This is a genomic window from Fibrobacter sp. UWP2 (assembly GCF_900141705.1).
Classification (GTDB): domain Bacteria; phylum Fibrobacterota; class Fibrobacteria; order Fibrobacterales; family Fibrobacteraceae; genus Fibrobacter.
In genome coordinates, this window is record NZ_FQYM01000012.1 from 20178 (window position 1) to 40836 (window position 20659).

Here is a 20659-nt window from a genome sequence, read left to right on the forward strand (position 1 = left end):
TAATGTGTCGATTCATTTCCATTACCTCAAGATGAAAATATATCAACGCACTTTATTGAGAGCAGCCCCCAACGAATTAACGTGTAAAAAACGTGTTTTTTACACGCGGGTTACATACCCTAGTGATTCTTGGGCGCAGAAACACGGCGGCCCTTCAAATCGTAGAAGCGCTCGCGCGAAAGCACGTTGAGTTCCGGCTCCCCGTAAATGTTCTTGCGTACAAGATCAAACGATTCGCTACTAGAAGTCGAAGGTTCCTCGGCACTGGAACTGGACTCGAGTCCAACCGAGCTGGAACTCTCCACGACCGAATTGGAGCTGTAAAGCACTTCGCTGGACGAGCTCATGGCTTCGCTCGAGGAACTCAGGAACACAAGACTGCCGCTGCTGTAGGCGATCTTGAACTTTACCGACGAGTCGGTCTCGGTGATTTCAGACAAACTCACGCCAAGGCTATCTCCGCTCCACAAGGCAAAGTTATTGATAGAAGTCTTTCTTTCGTTACCGGGGAACGGATCCCCCTCGTACGTTCCTTGCTTATAGCCCCAGCGCGACGGCTGGTTTCCCTTGCCATCGGCCTCGATCAAGTCCACACGCTGGAGGTCCGACACGTTCAACTCGTTCTTGCTCCACGCCGTCTTGTCGTAAGTAATGTGCCAAACGAGCATCCCGTGCATCGGGAGTCCGGCATCAAAGCCCTTTTGCATGCGGTAATCCAAAAAGTAATACTCATTCGGATTTTTACTGGGAAGCACTAGGCCGTCGTTCTGGGTAACATCGAACAGTTCCTGCTCCTCGTCCGATTCCGACAATGTTCGCGGGACCTGCCAACCCAAAGAGTATCGCTCAAAGGCATTCAAGTACGGAGGCGAACAACTGTACACGTAATAACGGTTGGTCGGGCAATTATAGGTCCCTGCGTCCATCAAGTCCCAGGTGCCGGGGGTAAAGTAGTTGGCGTCGCTGTAATAAATGTCGTAGGTATCCATCAGCCCAAGCACGTGGCTGAACTCGTGCGTAAAGGCGCCGATTCCATCAATGGACTTCGTGGAGTTGTTGTACGCGAAAGCCGTTCCGCTGATTTCGTTGGAGCAGGCATATTTGTACACGTACATGCCCGTTGCCACCTTTTTTCGCAAATAAGAGGCATGCGGCCAAATCGCAGATTTCACATCGGAGTCCGCCGCCCCGACGCCCGCATAAATCATGTACACAAAGTCTACATTGCCATCGCCGTCATTGTCGTACTTCGAAAAATCGATCGTGCCCCAGCCAATGACCGTATTCAACGCCTCGTCCAAAGCGGCCCTCGCCCCCACAGACATGTCCGCTTCCGTCGCCATGTTGCCGTAATAGTCGCGCGTACCGCTGACGCGTACCGGTCCCACCACATCGAATGACGGCCTAAAAACGCTGTCGGAATTCTGGATAAAGTAATCCCTCACGCTACCCACGTTGGCATAGTCCGAAAAACCTTGCTCGTTCATAAAGCGGTCATACAGATCTTGCGAATTCTCGTTCATAAAATGAACGTCCGAGAATTCCACCATAACCACAAGGCCGTGGATATCGCCGGTCGTCAGGGACCTGGTATACTTGGGTTGGGCAACGGCGGCATAGACCCCCGCGGCGCTAGACGAACTCTCGTCCCCCGGGCGCATTAAAACCGACCTGGAACTCGAAGAGGCGGGACGGGGCTTTTTTAAAGCCTTGTGGCGTTCCAAAATCTTTTTGGAATCACGGCCAGTCAAAAAATCGGTCTCGAGCTTTTGGCGCTTATCCTTGGCATGGGCACGCACCTTCGTAGGCTTACCCGTTTCGTCGGCGTAGCTCCAATAGCCCGCAGAGTCACGGGCGATAAGCAACGAGTCCTCGGTGACCGTAAAATGGGCATACTCATTGCCCACATGGCGGATCCGTATTACGGAACCATCCGGCTGTTTAGATTCAATTAATCCCGGGAAGGCGGGCCTCGCAAAGGATTCAAGCGCCAGCATGCCTACGGCAACTGCCACCAACCCCAGTGTAGTTTTCAAACAATTCATACAAATACCCCAACTCCAACCCCTTAGAGACTAAAATAACCTAAAATTCAGCAAAAGAATGTTTTTTTTCTTTTTCTTAGTGACGAACAAGCGCCAAAAAGTCGCAAAGAAATAAAAAAAAGGCGTTTTGGAACAAAACGCCTCAAAAACTCGTCTAGTGAACAATCACTTTTTGCGCGCCAAGACCTTCGACCTTGACCATATAGATTCCGCTCTGGATGTAATCCAGATTGAGCGTCGCCCGGCCTGCGTTCAACGGGCTCACGGCGACCCTTGATCCATTCAGCGTGTAAAGCCCGATGCTTGCGCCGGTGCGTGCACCAGGCACATTGACCGAGAGCGTGCGGCCCAGCAGTTTCACGTCAAAGCCCTTGGCAACAGAAATTTTCTTTTCGGGAATGGGGGTTCCAGAGTCGAGTTTGACGATTTTTTCGTCATAGCGAGTGGCAAGGGCCATCAGGTACCAAGTGCTATGGGGAATCCACTGCTCAATCCAGCGCCAGTTGTTCCAAGGCTCGTCGTAAGGGAATCCCACCGCAGTAACGCCGTCATCGTCCCAAGCGATACCCGAACCATCCTTGTTCCTGCCGGTAATGCCGTTTGCAATGCCGCCAGGCAACGTGGCGTCGTAATTGGACTGGCCGTCATATTCTGCGGGGACTTTTGTTCCCGGGAAACCGTTCATCATGCAGACGCCATAGGGGTTCTTTCCTAAAATCCAGTCCAGCTGGTCGGTCGCATACTTGTCGGCACCTTCATAATCTTTTAAGCCAAGAGCACGGGATGCGTACGTTGCCGCAGCCGCAAGACTTGCGATACGGGCGTCTTCGCCCTGCCACCAGTAGTTGCTCTCGTTGTCGTGGGGGATAAAGAAACCGTCCTTGATGCTTCCACCGGTCTTGTAGGTTTGGCGGGCGTAACCGAAGGGGTTTTCTCCATTGTTCGTGACAGAGATAAGCCACTTGAAGTGTTGTTCAATGGCATCGTTCACATGAGTGCCATTGCAGCTACCTCCGACACAAGCTTCTATTCCAACTTCGGCATAGCGGATAAGCGCAATCAGCGGAAGCCCCGCGTCACTGGCGTGCCAGAAGGGGCGCGTCTTGGCATCGTCGCTCCAGAAGTATCCGTCTTTACTCAAGCGTCCAACAAGGCTTTTAGCGCGTTTATCAGCATCGAGCAAGTATGTGTTTTCCCCTGTCGCTGCATAAAGTTCCGTCGCCGCCAAAAGTGCCGTGTAGTCGTCGATGATGTTTTCTTTGCCGTCGTCGCAATAGGCGCAAGATCCGCCAATGCTCTGCTTTTCGGAAAGATGGGCATACGCCTTCTTGGCACCTTCCAAATACTGGATGCTAGTAAATTCGCCGGTGGCGCCGAGGGTAGAGGCTCTGGCGAGAGCGGCTATTGCCATGCCACCGCCTTCGCGGAAGGCTGTCTGGTAATCCGCACTCTTTATGCCGTCGCCGGTGCTGAACGCGCAAAGATAGCGGCTCCCCATGCCCCAGTTGTCAAAGACCGTCATGTAGAAGAACCCCTGGTCATCGAGCATGCGCAAAAGGAAGTCTGCACCGTAGAGGGCTTCTTCGGCGGCTGTCGCGGAACCCTTGTGGTTACTCAACATTTTAGGGATGCGATTGGCAGCAAAGGCGAGCGCCCACACCGTCAAGGGAATCTGCTGCGGGTTCAGGTAATTCGCATAAGAAAGATGGCTTAGGTACTTGCTCACATCACCGCTGGCGTCGTACCAACCACCGCGCACATCGCGTGTGACGCCAGAAGATCCGTAAACGGAAACCTTGCTATCCCAACCCATAATTGTGGAATTGCTTGCACGGTCCTTGTAGAAATAGTCCATGACCATTTTCAAGGTCTTTTCGGCGAGAGCATTCTCGGCGACGGTGATCTCCGGGGATTTGTTTCCGTTAAAAGAAATGCTGTAGGTGCCCGCGGGGAGGTTGGATCCTAAATTGGCCACGTAATACTTGCCTGATTTGGAACGACCAGAAAGCCATTTGTCCGGGTCGGAGCCTTGATAAAACGTCCCGGTGGAGCCGTTGGATATGGTAAATTGTGTGCCAGCCAAGTCGTCGGTGCTTTCGACGATAATCGTCACCGGTTTACCGGTATCGTATCCAACATTGTTGTAATAGAAGCTGGCCGCCGTTGCCATAGAAGTAAAGGCAAGGGCCGCGGGAATGGTCAAAAGAGAGTAATGGGTCATAGTGTTTTAAATCTAGTTTTTAAATAAACTATGCGATCAAAAAATTGAAATCCCGTGACTCTCGTCAAAAAAAATTCTTTTTCCCATTATTTTAATTAACGCAAATTTTGCGTAGATTTGTCGGAAGTTCATCGGATTTGGCATTCAGTTCCGCCCGCTCTCCCCTACGACCTGTCCGTTCCCTGGACCGTTCGGGGACAGGTTGCCCAAAACCGAGGGCAACAACCAACCCAAAATTTTGACAAATTTAGGCTAGTTTTTCATATTTAACGCATATTTTGCGTAAAAACAACCTATTTTTCTCTCCATTAGAAAAAATCCGTTGCACAAAGTGCCTCAATGACCTACATTTGGCAGGCAACAATTTCAAACAGAGGTTTAAAACCATGTACTACGAAAGCATCAAGGTCCTGGACTGCACCATCCGCGACGGCGGTCTCGTCAACAAGCACGACTTCTCCCTCGAGTTCGTCCGCCGCCTTTACACCCTCCTCACCGCGGCCGGCATCGACTACATGGAAATGGGCTACAAGAACAGCCCCGAACTTTTTGACCCCAAGGAATACGGTCCGTGGAAGTTCTGCGACGACGACCTCCTTTGGAAAGTGAAGGACGGCATCGATTCCAAGATGAAGATGGCCGTGATGGCCGACGTGGGCCGCGTGAACATGGACGCCGTGAAGCCAGCTTCCGAAAGCCCCTACCAGATGTTCCGTGTGGCAAGCTACGTCAAAAACATCGACAAAGGCATCAGCATGGTGAACGCCTTCCACGACATGGGCTACGAGACAACTCTCAACATTATGGCCGTGAGCCGCGACCGCGGTCCGGAACTTGACGAAGCGCTCCACCAGGTGAACGAAGAATGCAAGGCAGACATCCTGTACCTCGTCGATAGCTTCGGTGCCTTCTACCAGGAAGACATCGACAAGGAAATCACGCGCTACAGGAGCATCGTGAAGAACAAGAAGTTCGGCTTCCACGGTCACAACAACCAGCAGCTCGCCTTCTCCAACACCATCCAGGCAATCATCGACCACGTGGACTACCTCGACGGTTCCGTATCCGGCATGGGCCGCGGCGCAGGCAACTGCACCACCGAACTTTTGCTCAGCTTCCTCAAGAACCCCAAATACGATTTGCGCCCGGTTCTCGACGCCATCCAGGAACTCTTCCTCCCGCTCAAGGAAAAGTACGAATGGGGCTACATCATCCCGCAGATGATCACGGGCATGCTGAACCGTCACCCGCAAGACGCCATCGCCGTCCGCAAGACCGACGAGAAGGACATGTACCGCAAGTTCTACGAGAAGATGGTAAACGATTAGCGGATAGCGGTCAAATTACTTTTTTGCCATGAGAAGGCCCAGTTCAAAGAGCAAATGTAATGATGCCGCTACAAACAACTATACAAAAAAGCGCCATGGATCATTCCATGACGCTTCCGGTTTTTTAGAGGTGAAAAACACCGTTTTTTATTTGATGGTCGACGTCAGGCGCACGGCAAGAGCGACATCAGATACCTTTTGTTCACTGTAAGCACTGAACTGAATCTTGGTACGCTTACCGAACTTCTTGATAAGACTTGCCGTCCAGGCGATTTCATCGGCATCGGCTTCAAGTTCGTCGCGGTCGCTAACATATTCCAGTTCCGCGTACAGGTTATCAAAAATGCCACCCGTCGGAACTTCAACACCAACGAAGAACGGCACGTAATCGGTTCCTTGTGCATACTCCGGCTTTACAGAACCTTCACTGGAAAGGTTTTCGTCGTCACCCGTGTGAATGTAAGCGACTTCGCCATACAGGCCAAGCTTTTCGGTAAAGTAGTAGCTCGCACGGCCGGCAGCACGATGCGTCACCTCGGCGGGGTGCTGGATGGGATCCAACGCATTCACGCGATAAGCAGCACCCACCTTGGCACTTCCAAACTTGAGGGTTTCCTCGGCACGGATGTAACCAGTATTAAACTTGGAATCATACGTACCCACCAAGAAGTTGAAGAGGGACGGACCCGTTTCGAGGCCAAAGGAAATGGCGTCGTGCTGGTAATCGCGGGCAAGGAATCCGCGCTTGTTCAGGTGCACGTCCACGTATGTACCGAAGTTACCGGCAACGGTCCAGTCCGTACGGAAGCGACCGAATTGAGCACTGAAATCGCCGAAACCAGTATTCCACTTGTACTTGGCGTAGTAAGTATCGGCGCTGATCTTGTCGAAGCTGAAGTTCTTGCCGTCACCGTCCTTGACCTTGTTGCCAAAGGCCGGAGAGAAGATACGAATGTTGATTACCGCCTCGAAATCGCCGGAAGTGTACTTTCCGCCGATGTTTGCACGCAAGAAGGAATTGTCGAGCGTGTTGTCGGCATCGTTATCGTAAACGGCCTTGATGGCCTGTGCCTGCACGTTTCCGGTGAGTTTGAAAGCGGGTTCCTCTTTCGCTTTTTCGGGCGCGGCAGCTTCGGCCTTCGGGGCTTCAGCCGCGGGGGCAGCGGCCACAGGGGCTTCAGCCGCGGGGGCAGCGGCCACAGGTGCTTCTGCTGCAGGGGCAGCATCCTGGGCGAAAACGTTGGAGGCGAAAAGGGAAGTTGTAATGACCGCAGCGGCGGCGAGCTTTGCAAAATTCTGATTCATTCTTAAACTCCTTGGTTATGGTTATTGTTTTGTTTTTTTGTGCGCTCAAATATAGAAGCCGTTTTTTAACTTGTCCAATACTTTAATTTTATGCGGAGTTATCGGTTTTTGCTATAAAAAAGGTCCCCGCTAGGGGACCTTATATTTTACTTTATCACAACTTTCCGGTAGGTGTCAAAAACTGTCCACTTTTTAAAGAACGCTTCGCGGCCAACTTCGCCCGCTTCGGTGTATTCCCGGAGGAGTTGCGACACGTCTTCATCGGAGCAAACCTTGATTTCAAAGCCACGTCCGTTGATGACCGGGAATCCATCGTAAAGATATTTGGCTACTTCTGTGATTTCGGCGATGCGCTTGCCGCGCACTTTGACGGCGGTGCTGTCGCGCAAGATGATGATGTCGAAATCGTCGGGATAGCGGTAGCTCTCCCCCACTGTCGGGATTTCGTCACCCACGGTGTAGTGCTGCTTGACGGGCTGTTGCTTCACCACAGAGAGTGTCGCCGTATCGTAGAAGAACTCTTCGAAGATTTCTCCACGACCGTGGCGTTCGCCCTGCACGAATTCAGCCTTCTCACCTGCAGCAACCTGTCTTTCGAAAAGACCTTCCACGACGCCACATGCCGATGTCGCATGGGTCACGCGGTCAATGAGAATGAGCTCGCCCAAGGTCTTGTGCTTTTCAAAGAGGTCCACGACAATGGCTTCGGCAAATACGATTTCAACGGAAGCGATGCCATTCTTGTTCAGCGATTCCGTCGCTTGATGCGCACCCGTGTTCACATCAATCGCATAATCGATTTTTGTAAGAGTGTCGGGAATGATTTTCGTTCCGAGTTTCACGAGGTAGTCTTTCCCGAGTGAAAGCGGTTCGTCGTCCATCCACAGGAGCGAAGCCTTAATCTTCTTGTAGCTTCCGATGTCGGTGTCCTTGGCGAGCACGCAACCTCTGGAAACATCCACTTCGCGGTCCAGCGAAATGGTCACGGGTTCACCGACGTGAGCCTCTTCCACATTCTTGTCGCCGCGCAGAATTCCCTTGACAGCCGCCTTCTCGTTGCTCGGGAGGCTTGTAACCGTATCGCCCACGCGAATTGCGCCCGCTTCGATTTGCCCCTGGAATCCGCGGAAAGTGCGATCCGGGCGGCTCACACGCTGCACGGGCAGGTAAAAGCCCGCTTCGGTTTGCGCATCATCGATGTCGATGGTTTCAAGGTAATCCAAGAGGGCCTTGCCCTGGTACCATGCGATGTTCTTGGATTTCACGGTCACGTTGTCGCCCTCGGTGGCCGAAAGCGGAATCACATAAACGCTGTGGAGCGAAAGTTCTGCGCTCAGTTCATTGATTTGCTTCAGGATTTCTTCGAAACGTTCTTGGCTGTAGCCCACAAGATCCATCTTGTTCACGGCAAACACGAAATAGCGAATGCCCATAAGCTTGCAGATGCGGGCGTGACGGCGGGTCTGCACCAGAACACCCTGCGAGGCATCCACGAGAATCACGGAGAGGTCCGCAAATGATGCACCTACGGCCATGTTGCGGGTATATTCCTCGTGCCCCGGCGTATCTGCCACAATAAAACTGCGACGGTCCGTCGTGAAATAGCGATACGCCACGTCGATGGTAATGCCCTGCTCGCGTTCCGCCATCAGGCCGTCGAGCAAAAGCGAATAGTCGATCTTTCCGCTGCGACTACCCACCTTGCTGTCGAGTTCCAAAGCCTTTTCCTGGTCAGCGTAAAGCAACTTAGAATCGTAAAGGATATGCCCGATGAGTGTAGATTTTCCGTCGTCCACCGAGCCGCATGTAATAAACTTCAACAAACCTTTCATTAGAAATATCCCTCCCTCTTGCGGCGTTCCATGCTGCCCGCGGCTTCGTTGTCAATCACGCGGGATGTGCGCTCCGAGGATACTGCGCTCAATGTTTCGTCAATGATTTCGTCAAGCGTCGTGGCGGTCGATTCAATGCCGCCCGTGAGCGGGTAGCAGCCGAGCGTGCGGAAACGCACCGACTTGATTTCGGGCGTCTCGCCTTCCCGCAGCGGGAAGCGTTCGTCGTCCACCATGATGATGTTGCCGTCACGCACCACGACCGGGCGCGGGGCCGCAAAGTACAGCGGGACAATGTCAATCTTTTCGCGCTTGATGTACTGCCAGATGTCCTTTTCGGTCCAGTTCGAAATCGGGAAAACGCGGATGCTCTCGCCCTTGTTAATCTTGGTGTTGTAAAGCTTCCACATTTCGGGGCGCTGGTTTTTCGGGTCCCAGGCGTGCGCAGAATTGCGGAACGAGAAAATTCTCTCCTTCGCGCGGGACTTTTCTTCGTCGCGGCGACCGCCGCCAAATGCAGCGGTAAAGCCGTACTTGTTCAAGGCCTGCTTCAGGGCCTGCGTCTTCATGATGTCGGTGTATGCCGCCCCGTGGTCAAACGGGTTGATGCCTTGCTTGACGCCGTCCTGGTTGATGTATTCCAGCATCTCGATGCCGAGCTTTTGCGCCGTGCGGTCGCGGAACTCGATCATCTCGCGGAACTTCCACGTGGTGTTCACGTGCAAGAACGGGAAAGGCGGCTTTTCGGGGTAAAAGGCCTTCATGGCCAAATGCAACATGACGGAACTGTCCTTGCCTATCGAGTACAGCATCACGGGCTTTTCGCATTCAGCAGCGACTTCGCGGATGATGTAGATGGCTTCGGCTTCCAGCTCGTCGAGGTGTGAAAATTCGCTCACTGTGAAACTCCTAGTATTTGTTAGATTCCTTGGGGTCGATATCGATAGTCTTGACGCTTCCGTCGTTCAGTTCAAAAAACCAGCGCACGATATCGTTCTTTTCGCCCTTGACTTTTTCGGTATGCACCTTGCAGCCCTTGCCGCCGATGTCTTCGCCGAGAAAGAAACTGATGGCGTGAACGGGGCATTCCTTGATGCACGAGGTACAACCCCAGCAGTCCTTGGGGTACTTGATAAACGCTTTTTTATTTTCGTTTATCTTGATTAACGTGCCGGGGCAAACGTCGTGGCAGCGCCCGCAACCGATGCACTTGCTTTGATCAATGCTAATGCTCATAGTTCCTTTGCCCTTCTGCGGTGAGTTCGCGCAGGATGATTTTGATTTCACCGTTTTCGAGACGGGAATTCACGTACTTGCGGAAGTTGACGTTGTCTTTTTCGGGATAGTCGAGGTTCTCGGCAAAACTGTGCCAGCGGGTTTCGTGACGTGCGGCCAAGTGCGCAATCACGCTCTTGCAAACCGTCAGCCGTTCCTTGAGTTCGTAGATAAACATCACCTCTTGCAGGTCGGCGGCACGCAAGTCGCCCACGCGGGTCTCGATCTTCTCGATTTCCTTGAGAGCAACCGCTAACTGATTTTCGCTATAACGATAGCCTGTCTTGATGCCGCCTGCATAAGTGTCCATAACTGCTTGCATTGCTTCTTCAAGGTGCTCGACAGATTCGTTGCGGGCTTCTTCGGTATTGCCGCCGCGCTTGCTGAGGAATTTCTCGATTTCTGCGACATGTTCTGTAACCTCCTCTTCCGAAATTTTTTCCAGCGGATTCGCGCCCGGCGCGCTAGATCCCTGAGCTGGTTGATGAGTTTGTCGAATCAGCCGAAGGGCCGACAAACCCTTTACATACTCCACGGCACTCTTCGCCGCAATCTCGCCTTCGGCAAGCGCTCCCGTCACGTACTTCTGCGGAGCACCACCGGCAACATCGCCCGCGGCGTAAAGCCCTTCGATGGTCGTGGCGCGCTTGGTATCGACCCAGTAACCGCTTGCGGTGTGGCCGCCCACGATGTAAGGCTCCGTACCCTCAATTTCGACATTCGCCTTCGACGGCGTGTCGTTTTCAATCCAGCGAATCGTCTGCGACGGCGCCATGTTCAGGTACGCCTTCAAAAGCGATTCTTCCTGCTCGGGCGTAATCCCAACGGTGCGCAAGTAGCACGGCCCGCGACCTTCCAGATTTTCGGCCACCGTGCCGTAAACACGTTCCGAAGTAGAAATCCCGTACTTGGTCTCGTAAACTTCTCCGAGGGAATTCACCTGCTTGGCGCCAACGCCCTGCGCGAGCGTCCCCGTCGGGGCAATCGTGTCCTTGCAACGGAGCGCTATGAACCGCATTTCGAACGTGGTCATCTCGGCGCCGTGACGGATTCCCATGGCGTAACCCGCACCCGTATTGAACGGCGGGTACCACATCTTGTGCCGCGAAAATCCCGGATTGTTCGGGCGGTAAAGCCCGGCGGCACCGCCCGTCGCGACAATCACCGCACCCGCCTCAATGGCGTAGAAGGTATCGTTCTCTATCCCGAAACCGAACGCACCGTCAATCTTGTTATCGTGAACGGAAAAATCAAAAATGTTCACGTGGTTCAGCACCTGAACGTTCGGGGCCTTCGCGACAGCCGCCGCCAAAATCGGCTTGATGTTCTCGCCGTTGATTTTGATGTTGCGGTTCCCGCGCGTCACATACTTGCCGTCCTTGTCTTTCAAGATGACAAGGCCGAGATTTTCCAAATGCGCGGTGACCTCGTTGAACTTCTCGGAGATGGAATAGAGCAGATCCTCGCGGACGATCCCGTCGGCATCCTTCTTCGCGTATTCCACGTAATCCCTGGGCGTGCGGCCTTCGGTAATGTAGGCGTTCAGCGCGTTTACGCCGGCAGCCAGGCAGCCGCTCCGCTTGATATTCGCCTTCTCGACGACAAGTATCTTGATGCCGGCTTTAGAAGCAGCAATGGCCGCATAACAGCCGGCAGTACCGCCGCCTATGACCAACAAGTCCGTCTTGATCCGTTCTATCTTCACAGCACCTCCGTACAAATGCTTTGTGCCGCCAAATATAGAACGCGGCTTGAGCCGCGTCCAATACTATCTTTTTATGGTGTTTTATAGGTTTTTACTATAGCTTTCAAAAAAATTCCATACCGAAGGTGCCCCCGGAATCAGGACTTCTTAGAAACCAGGGGCACCCGATTGTACGGAACTTTATTCGACCACGAGGCCTTCGTTCGTGGCGGTATCGCCCTCGATGTGGAAGGAATTGAGCACCGGATGTTCGCGGTCCATGAGCGAAAGAATCAAGTAGCTCGCCCTGCTATCGTAGGCAAGACGCTTGTCTTCTTCCGACGGGCGCGAAGGGGATTCCGGATGGGAATGCCAGTTGCCCAGCGGCGAGAGGCCGTTTGCACGCATGTCCTTGATGGCGGCAAGCTGTTCCTTGGGATCCAGCGAAAAATGCTCGTTCGAATGGTCGATATTCGTAAGCAGATAGACCTTCTCGATATGCTTGTCGCCACCTTCGATGCGCCCCGCAATCAGCCCGCAGGCCTCTTCGGGGAGGTTCTTTTGGGCGTGCGCGAGGATTTTTTCGTAGTTGTCTTTTGAGATTGTGATCATTCGCACCGCCTAGTGTTTCAAGTCGCAAACCGCCTGCTCGTAGTCGATGAGCTGCGTGATGGTCGGGTGCGTGCCGCAAACAGCGCAGTCTTCGGTATGCGTCGGAAGTTTCACCTTGCGAAATTCCATTGTGAGCGCATTGTAGGTGAGCAAGTAGCCCGTGAGCAAATTGCCCACGCCGAGAATGTACTTGACGGCTTCCATCGCCTGCAGACTACCGATAACGCCGCCCATAGCGCCAATCACGCCCGCCTGCTTGCAGGTCGGCACGGCATCTTTCGGAGGCGGTTCCTTGAACACGCAGCGGTAGCAGGGGCCCTGGCCCGGAACATACGTCATGAGCTGGCCCTGGAAGCGGATGATTCCCGCATGGGAGAAGGGCTTTTTCGCCATCACGCAAGCGTCGTTAATGAGGAACTTCGCCGGGAAATTGTCCGTGCCGTCGATGATGAAATCGTAATCCTTGATGAGGTCGAGGATGTTTTCGCTCGTCACGAAGGTGTGGTAAGTAATCACCTTCACATCGGGGTTCATCGCTTCCATCGTCTCTTTCGCGGATTGCACCTTGGGCTTGCCCACATCGGCCGTAGCGTGAATGATCTGGCGCTGCAGATTGGAAAGGTCGACCACGTCGGCATCGGCAATGCCGATGGTGCCCACGCCTGCGGCGGCAAGGTACATGGCCACAGGAGCCCCGAGGCCACCCGCGCCAATCACGAGAACTTTTGCGTTCAGGAGCTTCTTCTGGCCCTTCGCACCCACCTCTTTCAAGATGATGTGACGGGAATAGCGCTCCAACTGTTCGTTAGTAAATGCCATTAGCAGCCGCCTCCCATGAAGTAGAGGAACTCGACGCTGTCACCGTCCTTGAGCACGGCCTTGTCAAACGTTCCGCCTTCGACAAATTCCTCGTTCACGGAAACCGTCACGTAAAGCGGGTTGTCAATCTTCTCAGCTTCAATCAGTTCTGCGACGGTGAGGCCGTCCTTGTATTCTTTCTTGTTTCCTGCAACTGTAATAAACATTTTACACTCCTTGGTTAGTCGCCGACCTTCTTCACGATAAGCGTGAAGGAGCCATCCTGGTTGTCGTCAAGTTTCAAGATTTCGTGTCCCTCTTCCTTGATGCTGCGCGGCACGTTCTGCACCGGTTCGCCGTCGTTCAGGCGAATAGAAAGGATTTGGCCTTCTTCCAGTTCCTCGAGGGCGACCTTCGCCTTCACGAAAGTAGTCGGGCACACGACATCGGTAATGTCGATGGTATCATCAATTTTTATTTCTGCCATTGTTGTTTCTCCGTACATTGTTGTTTTAATCTGGCCCAAATATAGAACGCGTTCTTGCGTGCGTCCAATACATTGTTTTTATGCTGAATTATCAGTTTTTTCTATAACAAGTTGCAGGGCTTGTATAAATAATCTTGTGCCTTTAAAGAAGCTATCGGAAGAACCGATAATTCGTTATCAAAAAAATGTATTAGGAACTGGGCGCGCGAGGTTCTATCTTTAGTCGATTAAGCTATAAGACCGAAAAGGTGCGACCATGTCCGAAGTCAAAATTTATCCGGCAAAAGATTTTTATAAAATCGATACTAAGAATTCAACCTTACTCGATGTTCGCGAGCCGAGCGAAGCCATCGTACGCCCTGTAAATGGTGCGTTGCAGGTTCCGTTCTTTGAACTGTCCAAGAAGATAGACAACATCCCGAAAGACAAACCCGTTTACGTGTTCTGCTCCACGGGGGACCGCTCCGAAGAGGTTGCTGAAATCCTCGCCGACCGCGATTATGACGTATACAATGTGGAAGGCGGGCTTGAAGCTGTCCCGAAAGTGCATTTCGTGGATGCCAGGGGCCTCAAGTGCCCGGGCCCCATCGTGAAGGTGGACGAAGCGGTCAAAAGCGTGTCCGTCGGCGAAGAAGTCCAGGTGGAAGCGACCGAGAAGGCGTTCTTCTCGGATGTGGATGTCTGGTGCCAGCGTACCGGCAACGAGTTGAAATCGCTTGCCGAAAAAGACGGCATTATTTATGCGACCATCGTAAAGCGCGATGCGCCCCAGTCTCTTGAAAAAAGGGATTTTGAGCACGGCAAGACATTCGTCGTTTTCAGCGGCGATTTGGACAAGGCCATTGCCTCGTTCATCATGGCGAATGGTGCCGCTGCGATGGGCCGCCCGGTCACGATGTTTTTTACCTTCTGGGGAGTAAGCATTTTGCGCAGGCCCGAAAAGGTCCGCGTCAAGAAATCGTTCATCGGAAAAATGTTCGGGTTCATGATGCCCCGCGGCTCCAAGAAACTCGGGCTTTCGCGCATGAACTTTGGCGGTATCGGCGCAAAGATGATTCGAGCCGTGATGAAGCAGAACGGAGTCTCTTCGCTGGAAGAACTGATTGAAAGCGCAAGGCAGAAGGGCGTGAAGTTTGTCGCCTGCCAGATGTCGATGGAACTCATGGGCATCGCTGCGGAAGAGTTGATTGACGGCGTGGAACTCGGTGGAGTCGCGACGATGCTAGGCTCCGCCGAAAAGTCCGACTTGACATACTTTATCTAGGCTCAACCTTTATGCATCAGTGATGATGCGAATGGTCATGCATGGAATGGTCGGGCATGAAATGATTCATCTCGATGGATTGCTTTGCCGGCTGGTAGCCTGCAATGGACGGATCCACCATACCAAAAATCATGGCGATGTGAGACAGAACCAAGAATGCAGCCAGCAAAGAAATGCGGATGATGTGCCTTTTCTTCGGCTCAGCATGCTTAAAGAGAAGCTTCAAGTTGAGCAGCGCCAGCAGAATCATCGGAATGCCCGCCAACAGGTACGAGAAGATGGCGACCACATCGACCCATGTCCTGAAATCCCCGTTGGACGCGAGTGGCAGAACCACGGCAGGGAACAGGTAAAGGATGATGCCGATAAATGCAACACCCGCAAGTACGCCGCACACGCGGTTCACCTTTTTTGTCAACTCGGCCTTTTCTGAAAGGAGCGGAATCAACAGTTCCGTAATCGCGATGGTTTCTGCCAAGACGACAGGAATTGCCATGAACAGAATCAAGTTCCACGGCGAATTCTGCATCAGTAAATCCATATAATGGGTAGAAGACATAATGTGCTCCTTGGTTTATTTTCCTATATTTTCAATAGGAAAATAGCAAACGGCGACCTTTTTTGACCACACTTTAGCATATATTATTTTTCTATAGGACAGATTTTTATTATGAATCGACAGACTGCTCTTGAAATTTTGAATGCAAACGCAGATTCTATACCGAACTTGATTGAACAGGCATATCAGTTGCGCACGAAATACAAGGGAAACCGCGTAAGCATCCAGTTGCTCACCAATGTCCGCAGCGGGAATTGCACGCAGAACTGCGCCTATTGCGCCCAGTCGCGCGATTCCGAAGCACCGATTGAAAAGTACCGCTATGTAGAAGACAAAAAACTTTATGGCGACAACGATCTCGTTGACGAAATGCATTTGGCAAGGCACTGCATCGGACTTAGCGGCATTCGATTTGCGGATGACGACATCGAAAAACTGGCCGAACGCATCCGCAAAATGAAAAAGAACGACACGCAAATCTGTTGCTCCATCGGGTTCCTGACCGAAAAGCAGGCGCTGATTCTTAAAGAGGCCGGCCTCAACCGCATCAACCACAACCTGAACAGCAGTCGTCGTTTTTACCCGAGCATCTGCACCACGCACACTTACCAGGAACGAATCGACAACCTGAAAATGTTGAAGGGTCTCGGCTTTGAAATTTGCTCCGGCGGCATCATCGGCATGGGTGAAACGCCCGAAGACGTGGTGGACATGCTTTTTGAACTGCTGGAAATCAATCCCGATTCGGTGCCCATCAATTTCCTGCTCCCGGTAGAAGGCACGCGTCTTGCGGAGCGCGATATTTCGGCACTCACCCCCGAATACTGCATCAAGGTGCTTTGCCTGGCGCGCCTGATGCTCCCGAAATCGGACATCCGCTGCGCCGCCGGCCGCGAGGTGTATTTCAAAGGTCACGAGAAGACGCTCTTCAAGGTAGCCGACTCTATTTTTGCGTCAGGCTACCTCACTGAAGGCGGTCAGAGTCTCGAAGAAACATTCCGCACCATCGAGGCTGCCGGCTTCACCTGGCAAGTAGAAAGCGAATCATCCCACTAGCTTCAAAAAATACCGGTGAATGCTCGTGTCGCTATTGAGCTCCGGATGGAACGAAAGTGCAATCTGGTTCTTGTAGCGAACGGCAACGATTTGCTCGGGAGCATCTGCAGTATTCGAACTTGCCGTACGCGAAAGGACTTCGACGCCATCGCCGACCGATTCAAAGAAGGGCGCGCGAATAAAGGTCTGTGGCACTTTTCCGACGTGCGCGACTTCGTTTTCCGTAAAGAAACTGCCAAGCTGCCTTCCGTAAGCATTCCTGCGGATAATCGCGGGGAGTGTTGCGAAATGCGCCTTGTTTTCGCCTGCAATTTTTTCGGCAAGGAGGATTGCGCCGGCACATGTTGCGAGTACGGGCAGGCCTTCGACAATCTTTTTACGAAGAGGCTCGAAAAGCCCTAAGTCGTGGAGCAGTTTTCCTTGCACGGTGCTTTCGCCACCGGGGAGCACAAGACCGTCTAAATGGCGGTCAAGGTCGCGCAACTGCCTGATTTCAAATACTTCGGCGCCGAGCGATTGCAGAATGCGTTCATGTTCGATGAATGCCCCCTGCACCGCGAGCACGCCAATTTGCGGTTTGTTAATTCCCATTACTTTCCCCTTTCGGCCATCAGCAGCGCGATTTCCTGTTCATTGATACCGACCATGGCTTCGCCCAAGTCTTCAGAAAGGTTGGCGATAAGTTTTGCATCGGTGTAATTGGTAACTGCCTGTACAATGGCGGCGGCACGCTTGGCGGGGTTGCCCGACTTGAAGATTCCGGAGCCTACGAAAACGCCTTCGGCACCGAGTTGCATCATGAGGGCGGCATCGGCGGGGGTGGCAACACCACCGGCAGCGAAGTTCACCACGGGGAGTTTCTTGTTGTCGTGAACGAAGCGCACCAGATCGTACGACACCTGGAGTTCCTTGGCTCGGTTAAAGAGTTCGTCTTCGCGCATGCTCGAAATGCGGGCGATTTCCTGGTTCATCAGGCGCATGTGTCGTACGGCCTGGACGATGTCGCCCGTACCCGGCTCGCCCTTGGTACGGATCATCGATGCGCCTTCTTCGATACGGCGCAGCGCTTCGCCCAAATCCTTCGCGCCGCAGACAAACGGCACGTCGAATTCTCGCTTGTTGATGTGAAAAATGTCATCGGCGGGGGAGAGCACTTCGCTTTCGTCGATGTAGTCGATCTCGATGGCCTGCAAAATTTGCGCTTCGGCAAAATGACCGATACGGCATTTGGCCATGACCGGAATAGAGACGGAGTCCTGAATACCTTTGATCATCTTGGGGTCGCTCATGCGCGATACGCCGCCCGCGGCACGGATGTCGGCGGGGATGCGTTCCAGGGCCATCACGGCGGCGGCTCCAGCGGCTTCGGCAATTTTGGCCTGTTCAGGGGTTGTCACATCCATAATCACGCCACCCTTGAGCATCTGGGCAAGATTCTTATTGAGTTCGTAACGGTTCTGGTCAGACATGTAAATCTCCTTGGTTGTGGAATGGTTTAATTTCAGGCTGTAATTTAAAACATTCGCTTGACCTGCACAATATTCAGTTTTTTACTATTTTTATAAGGTCAGTTAAATATCAGATTAGCAATACTAATAAGGTCAGTTTTATGTTCACTTACGATATGTCCAAGGCGGGAGCAAATAGCCTCTACCATTACCTTTACCAATGCATCAAAAAAGATATCGTAAGCGGAAACGTCCTTGTCGAAGAACAACTCCCTTCCAAACGCAACCTCGCGCAGAATCTCGGCATTAGCGTCGTGACGGTTGAAAACGCTTACGCCCAGCTCTTGGCCGAAGGCTATATCTACTCGCTCCCTAAAAAAGGCTTCTTTGTTGCAGACATAAATGCCGTGGCTAATGCGCAAGTCCATCGGAACCGCAAGAAACCCCGCACGCGCAGGCTCCGCGCAGAACTCACCGACGAGTCAGAACATATCAACCCGAAATACATTGCCGACTTTGCAAGTAACGGTTCCGATATCGAGGCGTTCCCCTTTACCACTTGGGCAAAAATCACTCGCGAGGTCCTTTGCGAAAGGCAAAATGATCTGTTGCAAGTTTCTCCGGGAATGGGCACGCTGGAACTTCGCCGAGCTATCGCTCGCATGCTCCGCGAATTCAGAAATATCCAGGTATCGCCCGAACAAATTGTCATTGGTGCCGGGACCGATTACCTTTATGGCTTGCTAGTACAATTGCTTGGATTTGACAAGTGCTATGGCGTAGAAGACCCGGGATGGAGTAAAATATCAAAGCTGTATAGCCAATACGGAGTCAAGGTGAGTCACATTCCCGTTGTGGTGAAAAGTTTCGTGGACTCCGTCAAGAAATCTGACGTCGATGTCGTGCATATTTCCCCAGCGCACCATTTTCCGACCGGGATGGTGATGCCTGTCGGCGAACGCTATCGCCTGCTCAGTTGGGCTGCCGAATCTCCCAATCGCTACATCGTCGAAGATGACTATGACAGCGAATTTCGTATGACCGGAAAACCCATTCCTGCATTACAGAACATCGATGTCACCGAGAAGGTGATTTACCTGAACACCTTTTCCAAGACGATGACTTCTGCGATTCGCCTCAGTTATATGGTGCTCCCGCCGCACCTTGCCGAGAAATTCCATAACAAACTTTCGTTCTATTCGTGTACGGTTTCGAATCTGGACCAGTATGTGATGGCAAAATTCATCGATCTCGGTTACTACGAGACGCACATCAATCGCATGCGCAATCTGTACCGGGCCAAGCGTGATATGCTCCTGTCGGCGATCCGCAAAAGCAAGCTTTCGAATGTCGCCCGAATTTACGAAGAAGACGCTGGCCTCCACTTTATCTTGGAAGTGGACACGAAATGTTCCGATATTGAATTCTGCAACCGCGCCCGATTCCGTGGGGTAAACATCCGCGCCCTTTCGGAGTATTACTTTGAGGCAAAGCCATCGCAGCACAAGTTTGTCGTGAACTACTCGTCGGTAGATAAAGCGAGCATGCAAAAAGCAGTGCAGATACTCGCGAGCCTTTGCAACTAAAAAGGTTTAGTGTCTTTAGTGCCCACCTCTTTCAACGACATCGGTAATGTCGATGGCATCGTCAATTTTTATTTCAGCCATTGTTGTTTTAATCCGGCCCAAATATAGAACGCGTTTTCGCACGCGTCCAATACATTGTTTTTATGCTGAATTATCAGTTTTTTTTCTATAGCAAGTTGCCATCTTATGATTATATAATGTAGTACCACTCCTCGCTTTGGGTAATTTCTTCCGTCTTGTGTTGCTTATCGGTAGAAACGTAGTCCATTTCGAGGCTCTTCATGCTCACGCGGGTATTGGGCGCAACAGAACTCGTGATGAAGGCACTGCCACCGATAATGGCATTTTCGCCTACAACCGTATCGCCGCCTAGAATGGATGCGTTCGCGTAAATGGTTACGTTGTCCTGAATGGTCGGATGACGCTTTTTGCCGGAGAGGCGCTGCCCCCCGCGCGTCGAGAGCGCACCAAGAGTTACACCCTGATAAATTTTCACGTTATTGCCAATAACCGCAGTTTCACCAATCACAATGCCCGTACCATGATCAATAAAGAAGTACTTGCCGATGGATGCACCCGGATGGATGTCAATTCCCGTCTTGGAATGCGCATACTCAGTCATGAGCCGCGGGAGAACCGGAACGTGCAAAAGGTAAAGTTCATGGGCAATGCGGAAAATCGTTGTCGCCATAAGGCCCGGATACGCAAGGATAATTTCGTCGAGGCACCCAGCGGCAGGATCGCCGTCATAAGCGGCATGCAAATCGGTTTCAAGACATTCGCGAATCCAAGGAATCTTCGCGAAAAATTCCTTGCAGATGCGGTAGCTTTCAATCTTGCGCTCGTCCGAAGTCATGGTGCCGCGGAGCTTGCAATAATCAAGCGCGATGGCCACCTGCTTGTGGAGGTGGTAAAAAGTATCTTCGATAATGACCGCGAAGCTGTTCTTGGGGTTGTAAATCTTGTGCGAGCGGTCCCTGAAATGTCCGGGATAAACCACACGGATTAGGTTCTGCAAAATCGTCTGAATCTCGGCCTGGTCGGGCCGATTATAGATGTCAATGTTGTCGATATGCTTGCCGCGATTGTAATCGGCAAAAATCGTCTGGACAGCTTTTTCGACTTCTGATTCCTGGATAAGTTCGTGCATGTGTCAAAT

Annotated in this window: 19 protein-coding genes; 4 read left to right on the plus strand and 15 right to left on the minus strand. The window is 52.2% G+C overall.

Going from position 1 to position 20659, the window contains the following annotated elements; translation table 11 throughout:
- Positions 1-119: 119 nt before the first annotated feature.
- Both BUB55_RS07430 and BUB55_RS07435 read right to left on the minus strand, forming a co-directional pair.
- Positions 120-2045, minus strand: coding sequence for a M6 family metalloprotease domain-containing protein (locus tag BUB55_RS07430; RefSeq protein WP_083596926.1), 1926 nt, complete (start codon positions 2043-2045; stop codon positions 120-122).
- 154 nt (positions 2046-2199) lie between these two features.
- Positions 2200-4266, minus strand: a complete 2067-nt coding sequence (locus tag BUB55_RS07435; protein WP_073189588.1) for a glycoside hydrolase family 9 protein — start codon at positions 4264-4266, stop codon at positions 2200-2202.
- A 386-nt stretch (positions 4267-4652) separates the two neighbouring features.
- Here BUB55_RS07435 and BUB55_RS07440 point away from each other — a divergent pair, with 386 nt between their 5' ends.
- A complete protein-coding gene (locus tag BUB55_RS07440) occupies positions 4653-5594 on the plus strand; it encodes an aldolase catalytic domain-containing protein (RefSeq protein WP_073189659.1) in 942 nt (313 codons plus the stop codon).
- A gap of 147 nt (positions 5595-5741) precedes the next feature.
- Here the strand turns inward: BUB55_RS07440 and BUB55_RS07445 are convergent, their stop codons facing one another.
- From BUB55_RS07445 to BUB55_RS07485, 9 genes are all read right to left on the minus strand, one after another.
- Positions 5742-6899, minus strand: a complete 1158-nt coding sequence (locus BUB55_RS07445) for a hypothetical protein (RefSeq protein WP_234971848.1) — start codon at positions 6897-6899, stop codon at positions 5742-5744.
- A gap of 146 nt (positions 6900-7045) precedes the next feature.
- Positions 7046-8731 carry a sulfate adenylyltransferase subunit 1 gene (locus tag BUB55_RS07450; RefSeq protein ID WP_073189590.1) on the minus strand — a complete coding sequence of 562 codons (1686 nt, stop codon included), beginning with the start codon at positions 8729-8731 and terminating at the stop codon, positions 7046-7048.
- Complete coding sequence (gene cysD, locus BUB55_RS07455; RefSeq protein WP_073189592.1) at positions 8731-9630, minus strand: sulfate adenylyltransferase subunit CysD; 900 nt, start codon at positions 9628-9630, stop codon at positions 8731-8733. Before cysD ends, BUB55_RS07450 begins: the two co-directional genes overlap by 1 nt.
- Positions 9631-9640: 10 nt before the next feature.
- Complete coding sequence (locus BUB55_RS07460; protein WP_073189594.1) at positions 9641-9967, minus strand: 4Fe-4S dicluster domain-containing protein; 327 nt, start codon at positions 9965-9967, stop codon at positions 9641-9643.
- The gene (locus BUB55_RS07465; protein ID WP_073189663.1) at positions 9957-11711 is read right to left on the minus strand and encodes an adenylyl-sulfate reductase subunit alpha; all 1755 of its coding nucleotides are present in this window, start codon (positions 11709-11711) and stop codon (positions 9957-9959) included. Before BUB55_RS07465 ends, BUB55_RS07460 begins: the two co-directional genes overlap by 11 nt.
- Positions 11712-11891: 180 nt before the next feature.
- The gene (locus BUB55_RS07470; RefSeq protein ID WP_073189596.1) at positions 11892-12302 is read right to left on the minus strand and encodes a M67 family metallopeptidase; all 411 of its coding nucleotides are present in this window, start codon (positions 12300-12302) and stop codon (positions 11892-11894) included.
- Between the two features lie 9 nt (positions 12303-12311).
- Positions 12312-13121, minus strand: a complete 810-nt coding sequence (locus BUB55_RS07475; protein WP_073115777.1) for a HesA/MoeB/ThiF family protein — start codon at positions 13119-13121, stop codon at positions 12312-12314.
- Positions 13121-13327 (minus strand): sulfur carrier protein ThiS, encoded by a 207-nt coding sequence (thiS, locus tag BUB55_RS07480; RefSeq protein WP_073189598.1) that lies wholly within the window; start codon positions 13325-13327, stop codon positions 13121-13123. Before thiS ends, BUB55_RS07475 begins: the two co-directional genes overlap by 1 nt.
- A 14-nt stretch (positions 13328-13341) precedes the next feature.
- Complete coding sequence (locus tag BUB55_RS07485) at positions 13342-13587, minus strand: sulfurtransferase TusA family protein (protein ID WP_073189600.1); 246 nt, start codon at positions 13585-13587, stop codon at positions 13342-13344.
- 256 nt (positions 13588-13843) lie between these two features.
- Between BUB55_RS07485 and BUB55_RS07490 the strand changes: the two genes are divergently transcribed.
- On the plus strand, positions 13844-14851 hold the full coding sequence (locus BUB55_RS07490; protein ID WP_073189602.1) for a DsrE/DsrF/DrsH-like family protein: 1008 nt from the start codon (positions 13844-13846) through the stop codon (positions 14849-14851).
- Positions 14852-14867: 16 nt separating this feature from the next.
- Here BUB55_RS07490 and BUB55_RS07495 read toward each other — a convergent pair whose 3' ends face one another.
- The gene (locus tag BUB55_RS07495) at positions 14868-15410 is read right to left on the minus strand and encodes a DUF6803 family protein (RefSeq protein WP_073189604.1); all 543 of its coding nucleotides are present in this window, start codon (positions 15408-15410) and stop codon (positions 14868-14870) included.
- A 111-nt stretch (positions 15411-15521) separates the two neighbouring features.
- Here BUB55_RS07495 and bioB point away from each other — a divergent pair, with 111 nt between their 5' ends.
- Entirely contained in the window at positions 15522-16466 is a 945-nt protein-coding gene (gene bioB / locus BUB55_RS07500) for a biotin synthase BioB (protein WP_073189606.1), read from the plus strand.
- Here the strand turns inward: bioB and pdxT are convergent.
- Both pdxT and pdxS read right to left on the minus strand, forming a co-directional pair.
- Complete coding sequence (gene pdxT, locus BUB55_RS07505) at positions 16455-17057, minus strand: pyridoxal 5'-phosphate synthase glutaminase subunit PdxT (protein WP_073189608.1); 603 nt, start codon at positions 17055-17057, stop codon at positions 16455-16457. The genes bioB and pdxT overlap by 12 nt on opposite strands.
- Positions 17057-17935 (minus strand): pyridoxal 5'-phosphate synthase lyase subunit PdxS, encoded by an 879-nt coding sequence (pdxS, locus tag BUB55_RS07510; protein ID WP_073189609.1) that lies wholly within the window; start codon positions 17933-17935, stop codon positions 17057-17059. The genes pdxT and pdxS overlap by 1 nt, the downstream gene beginning before the upstream one ends.
- 140 nt (positions 17936-18075) lie before the next feature.
- Between pdxS and BUB55_RS07515 the strand changes: the two genes are divergently transcribed.
- Complete coding sequence (locus BUB55_RS07515; RefSeq protein WP_073189611.1) at positions 18076-19500, plus strand: MocR-like pyridoxine biosynthesis transcription factor PdxR; 1425 nt, start codon at positions 18076-18078, stop codon at positions 19498-19500.
- A 190-nt stretch (positions 19501-19690) separates the two neighbouring features.
- Here the strand turns inward: BUB55_RS07515 and BUB55_RS07520 are convergent, their stop codons facing one another.
- Positions 19691-20650, minus strand: a complete 960-nt coding sequence (locus BUB55_RS07520; protein ID WP_073189613.1) for a serine O-acetyltransferase — start codon at positions 20648-20650, stop codon at positions 19691-19693.
- Positions 20651-20659 lie beyond the last annotated feature (9 nt).

Coding starts and splice junctions, on each gene's coding strand:
- BUB55_RS07430 (WP_083596926.1), bottom strand. CDS start 2,045: ATGAATTGTTTGAAAACTACACTGGGGTTGGTGGCAGTTGCCGTAGGC.
- BUB55_RS07435 (WP_073189588.1), bottom strand. CDS start 4,266: ATGACCCATTACTCTCTTTTGACCATTCCCGCGGCCCTTGCCTTTACT.
- BUB55_RS07440 (WP_073189659.1), top strand. CDS start 4,653: ATGTACTACGAAAGCATCAAGGTCCTGGACTGCACCATCCGCGACGGC.
- BUB55_RS07445 (WP_234971848.1), bottom strand. CDS start 6,899: ATGAATCAGAATTTTGCAAAGCTCGCCGCCGCTGCGGTCATTACAACT.
- BUB55_RS07450 (WP_073189590.1), bottom strand. CDS start 8,731: ATGAAAGGTTTGTTGAAGTTTATTACATGCGGCTCGGTGGACGACGGA.
- BUB55_RS07460 (WP_073189594.1), bottom strand. CDS start 9,967: ATGAGCATTAGCATTGATCAAAGCAAGTGCATCGGTTGCGGGCGCTGC.
- BUB55_RS07470 (WP_073189596.1), bottom strand. CDS start 12,302: ATGATCACAATCTCAAAAGACAACTACGAAAAAATCCTCGCGCACGCC.
- BUB55_RS07475 (WP_073115777.1), bottom strand. CDS start 13,121: ATGGCATTTACTAACGAACAGTTGGAGCGCTATTCCCGTCACATCATC.
- thiS (WP_073189598.1), bottom strand. CDS start 13,327: ATGTTTATTACAGTTGCAGGAAACAAGAAAGAATACAAGGACGGCCTC.
- BUB55_RS07485 (WP_073189600.1), bottom strand. CDS start 13,587: ATGGCAGAAATAAAAATTGATGATACCATCGACATTACCGATGTCGTG.
- BUB55_RS07490 (WP_073189602.1), top strand. CDS start 13,844: ATGTCCGAAGTCAAAATTTATCCGGCAAAAGATTTTTATAAAATCGAT.
- BUB55_RS07495 (WP_073189604.1), bottom strand. CDS start 15,410: ATGTCTTCTACCCATTATATGGATTTACTGATGCAGAATTCGCCGTGG.
- bioB (WP_073189606.1), top strand. CDS start 15,522: ATGAATCGACAGACTGCTCTTGAAATTTTGAATGCAAACGCAGATTCT.
- pdxT (WP_073189608.1), bottom strand. CDS start 17,057: ATGGGAATTAACAAACCGCAAATTGGCGTGCTCGCGGTGCAGGGGGCA.
- pdxS (WP_073189609.1), bottom strand. CDS start 17,935: ATGTCTGACCAGAACCGTTACGAACTCAATAAGAATCTTGCCCAGATG.
- BUB55_RS07515 (WP_073189611.1), top strand. CDS start 18,076: ATGTTCACTTACGATATGTCCAAGGCGGGAGCAAATAGCCTCTACCAT.
- BUB55_RS07520 (WP_073189613.1), bottom strand. CDS start 20,650: ATGCACGAACTTATCCAGGAATCAGAAGTCGAAAAAGCTGTCCAGACG.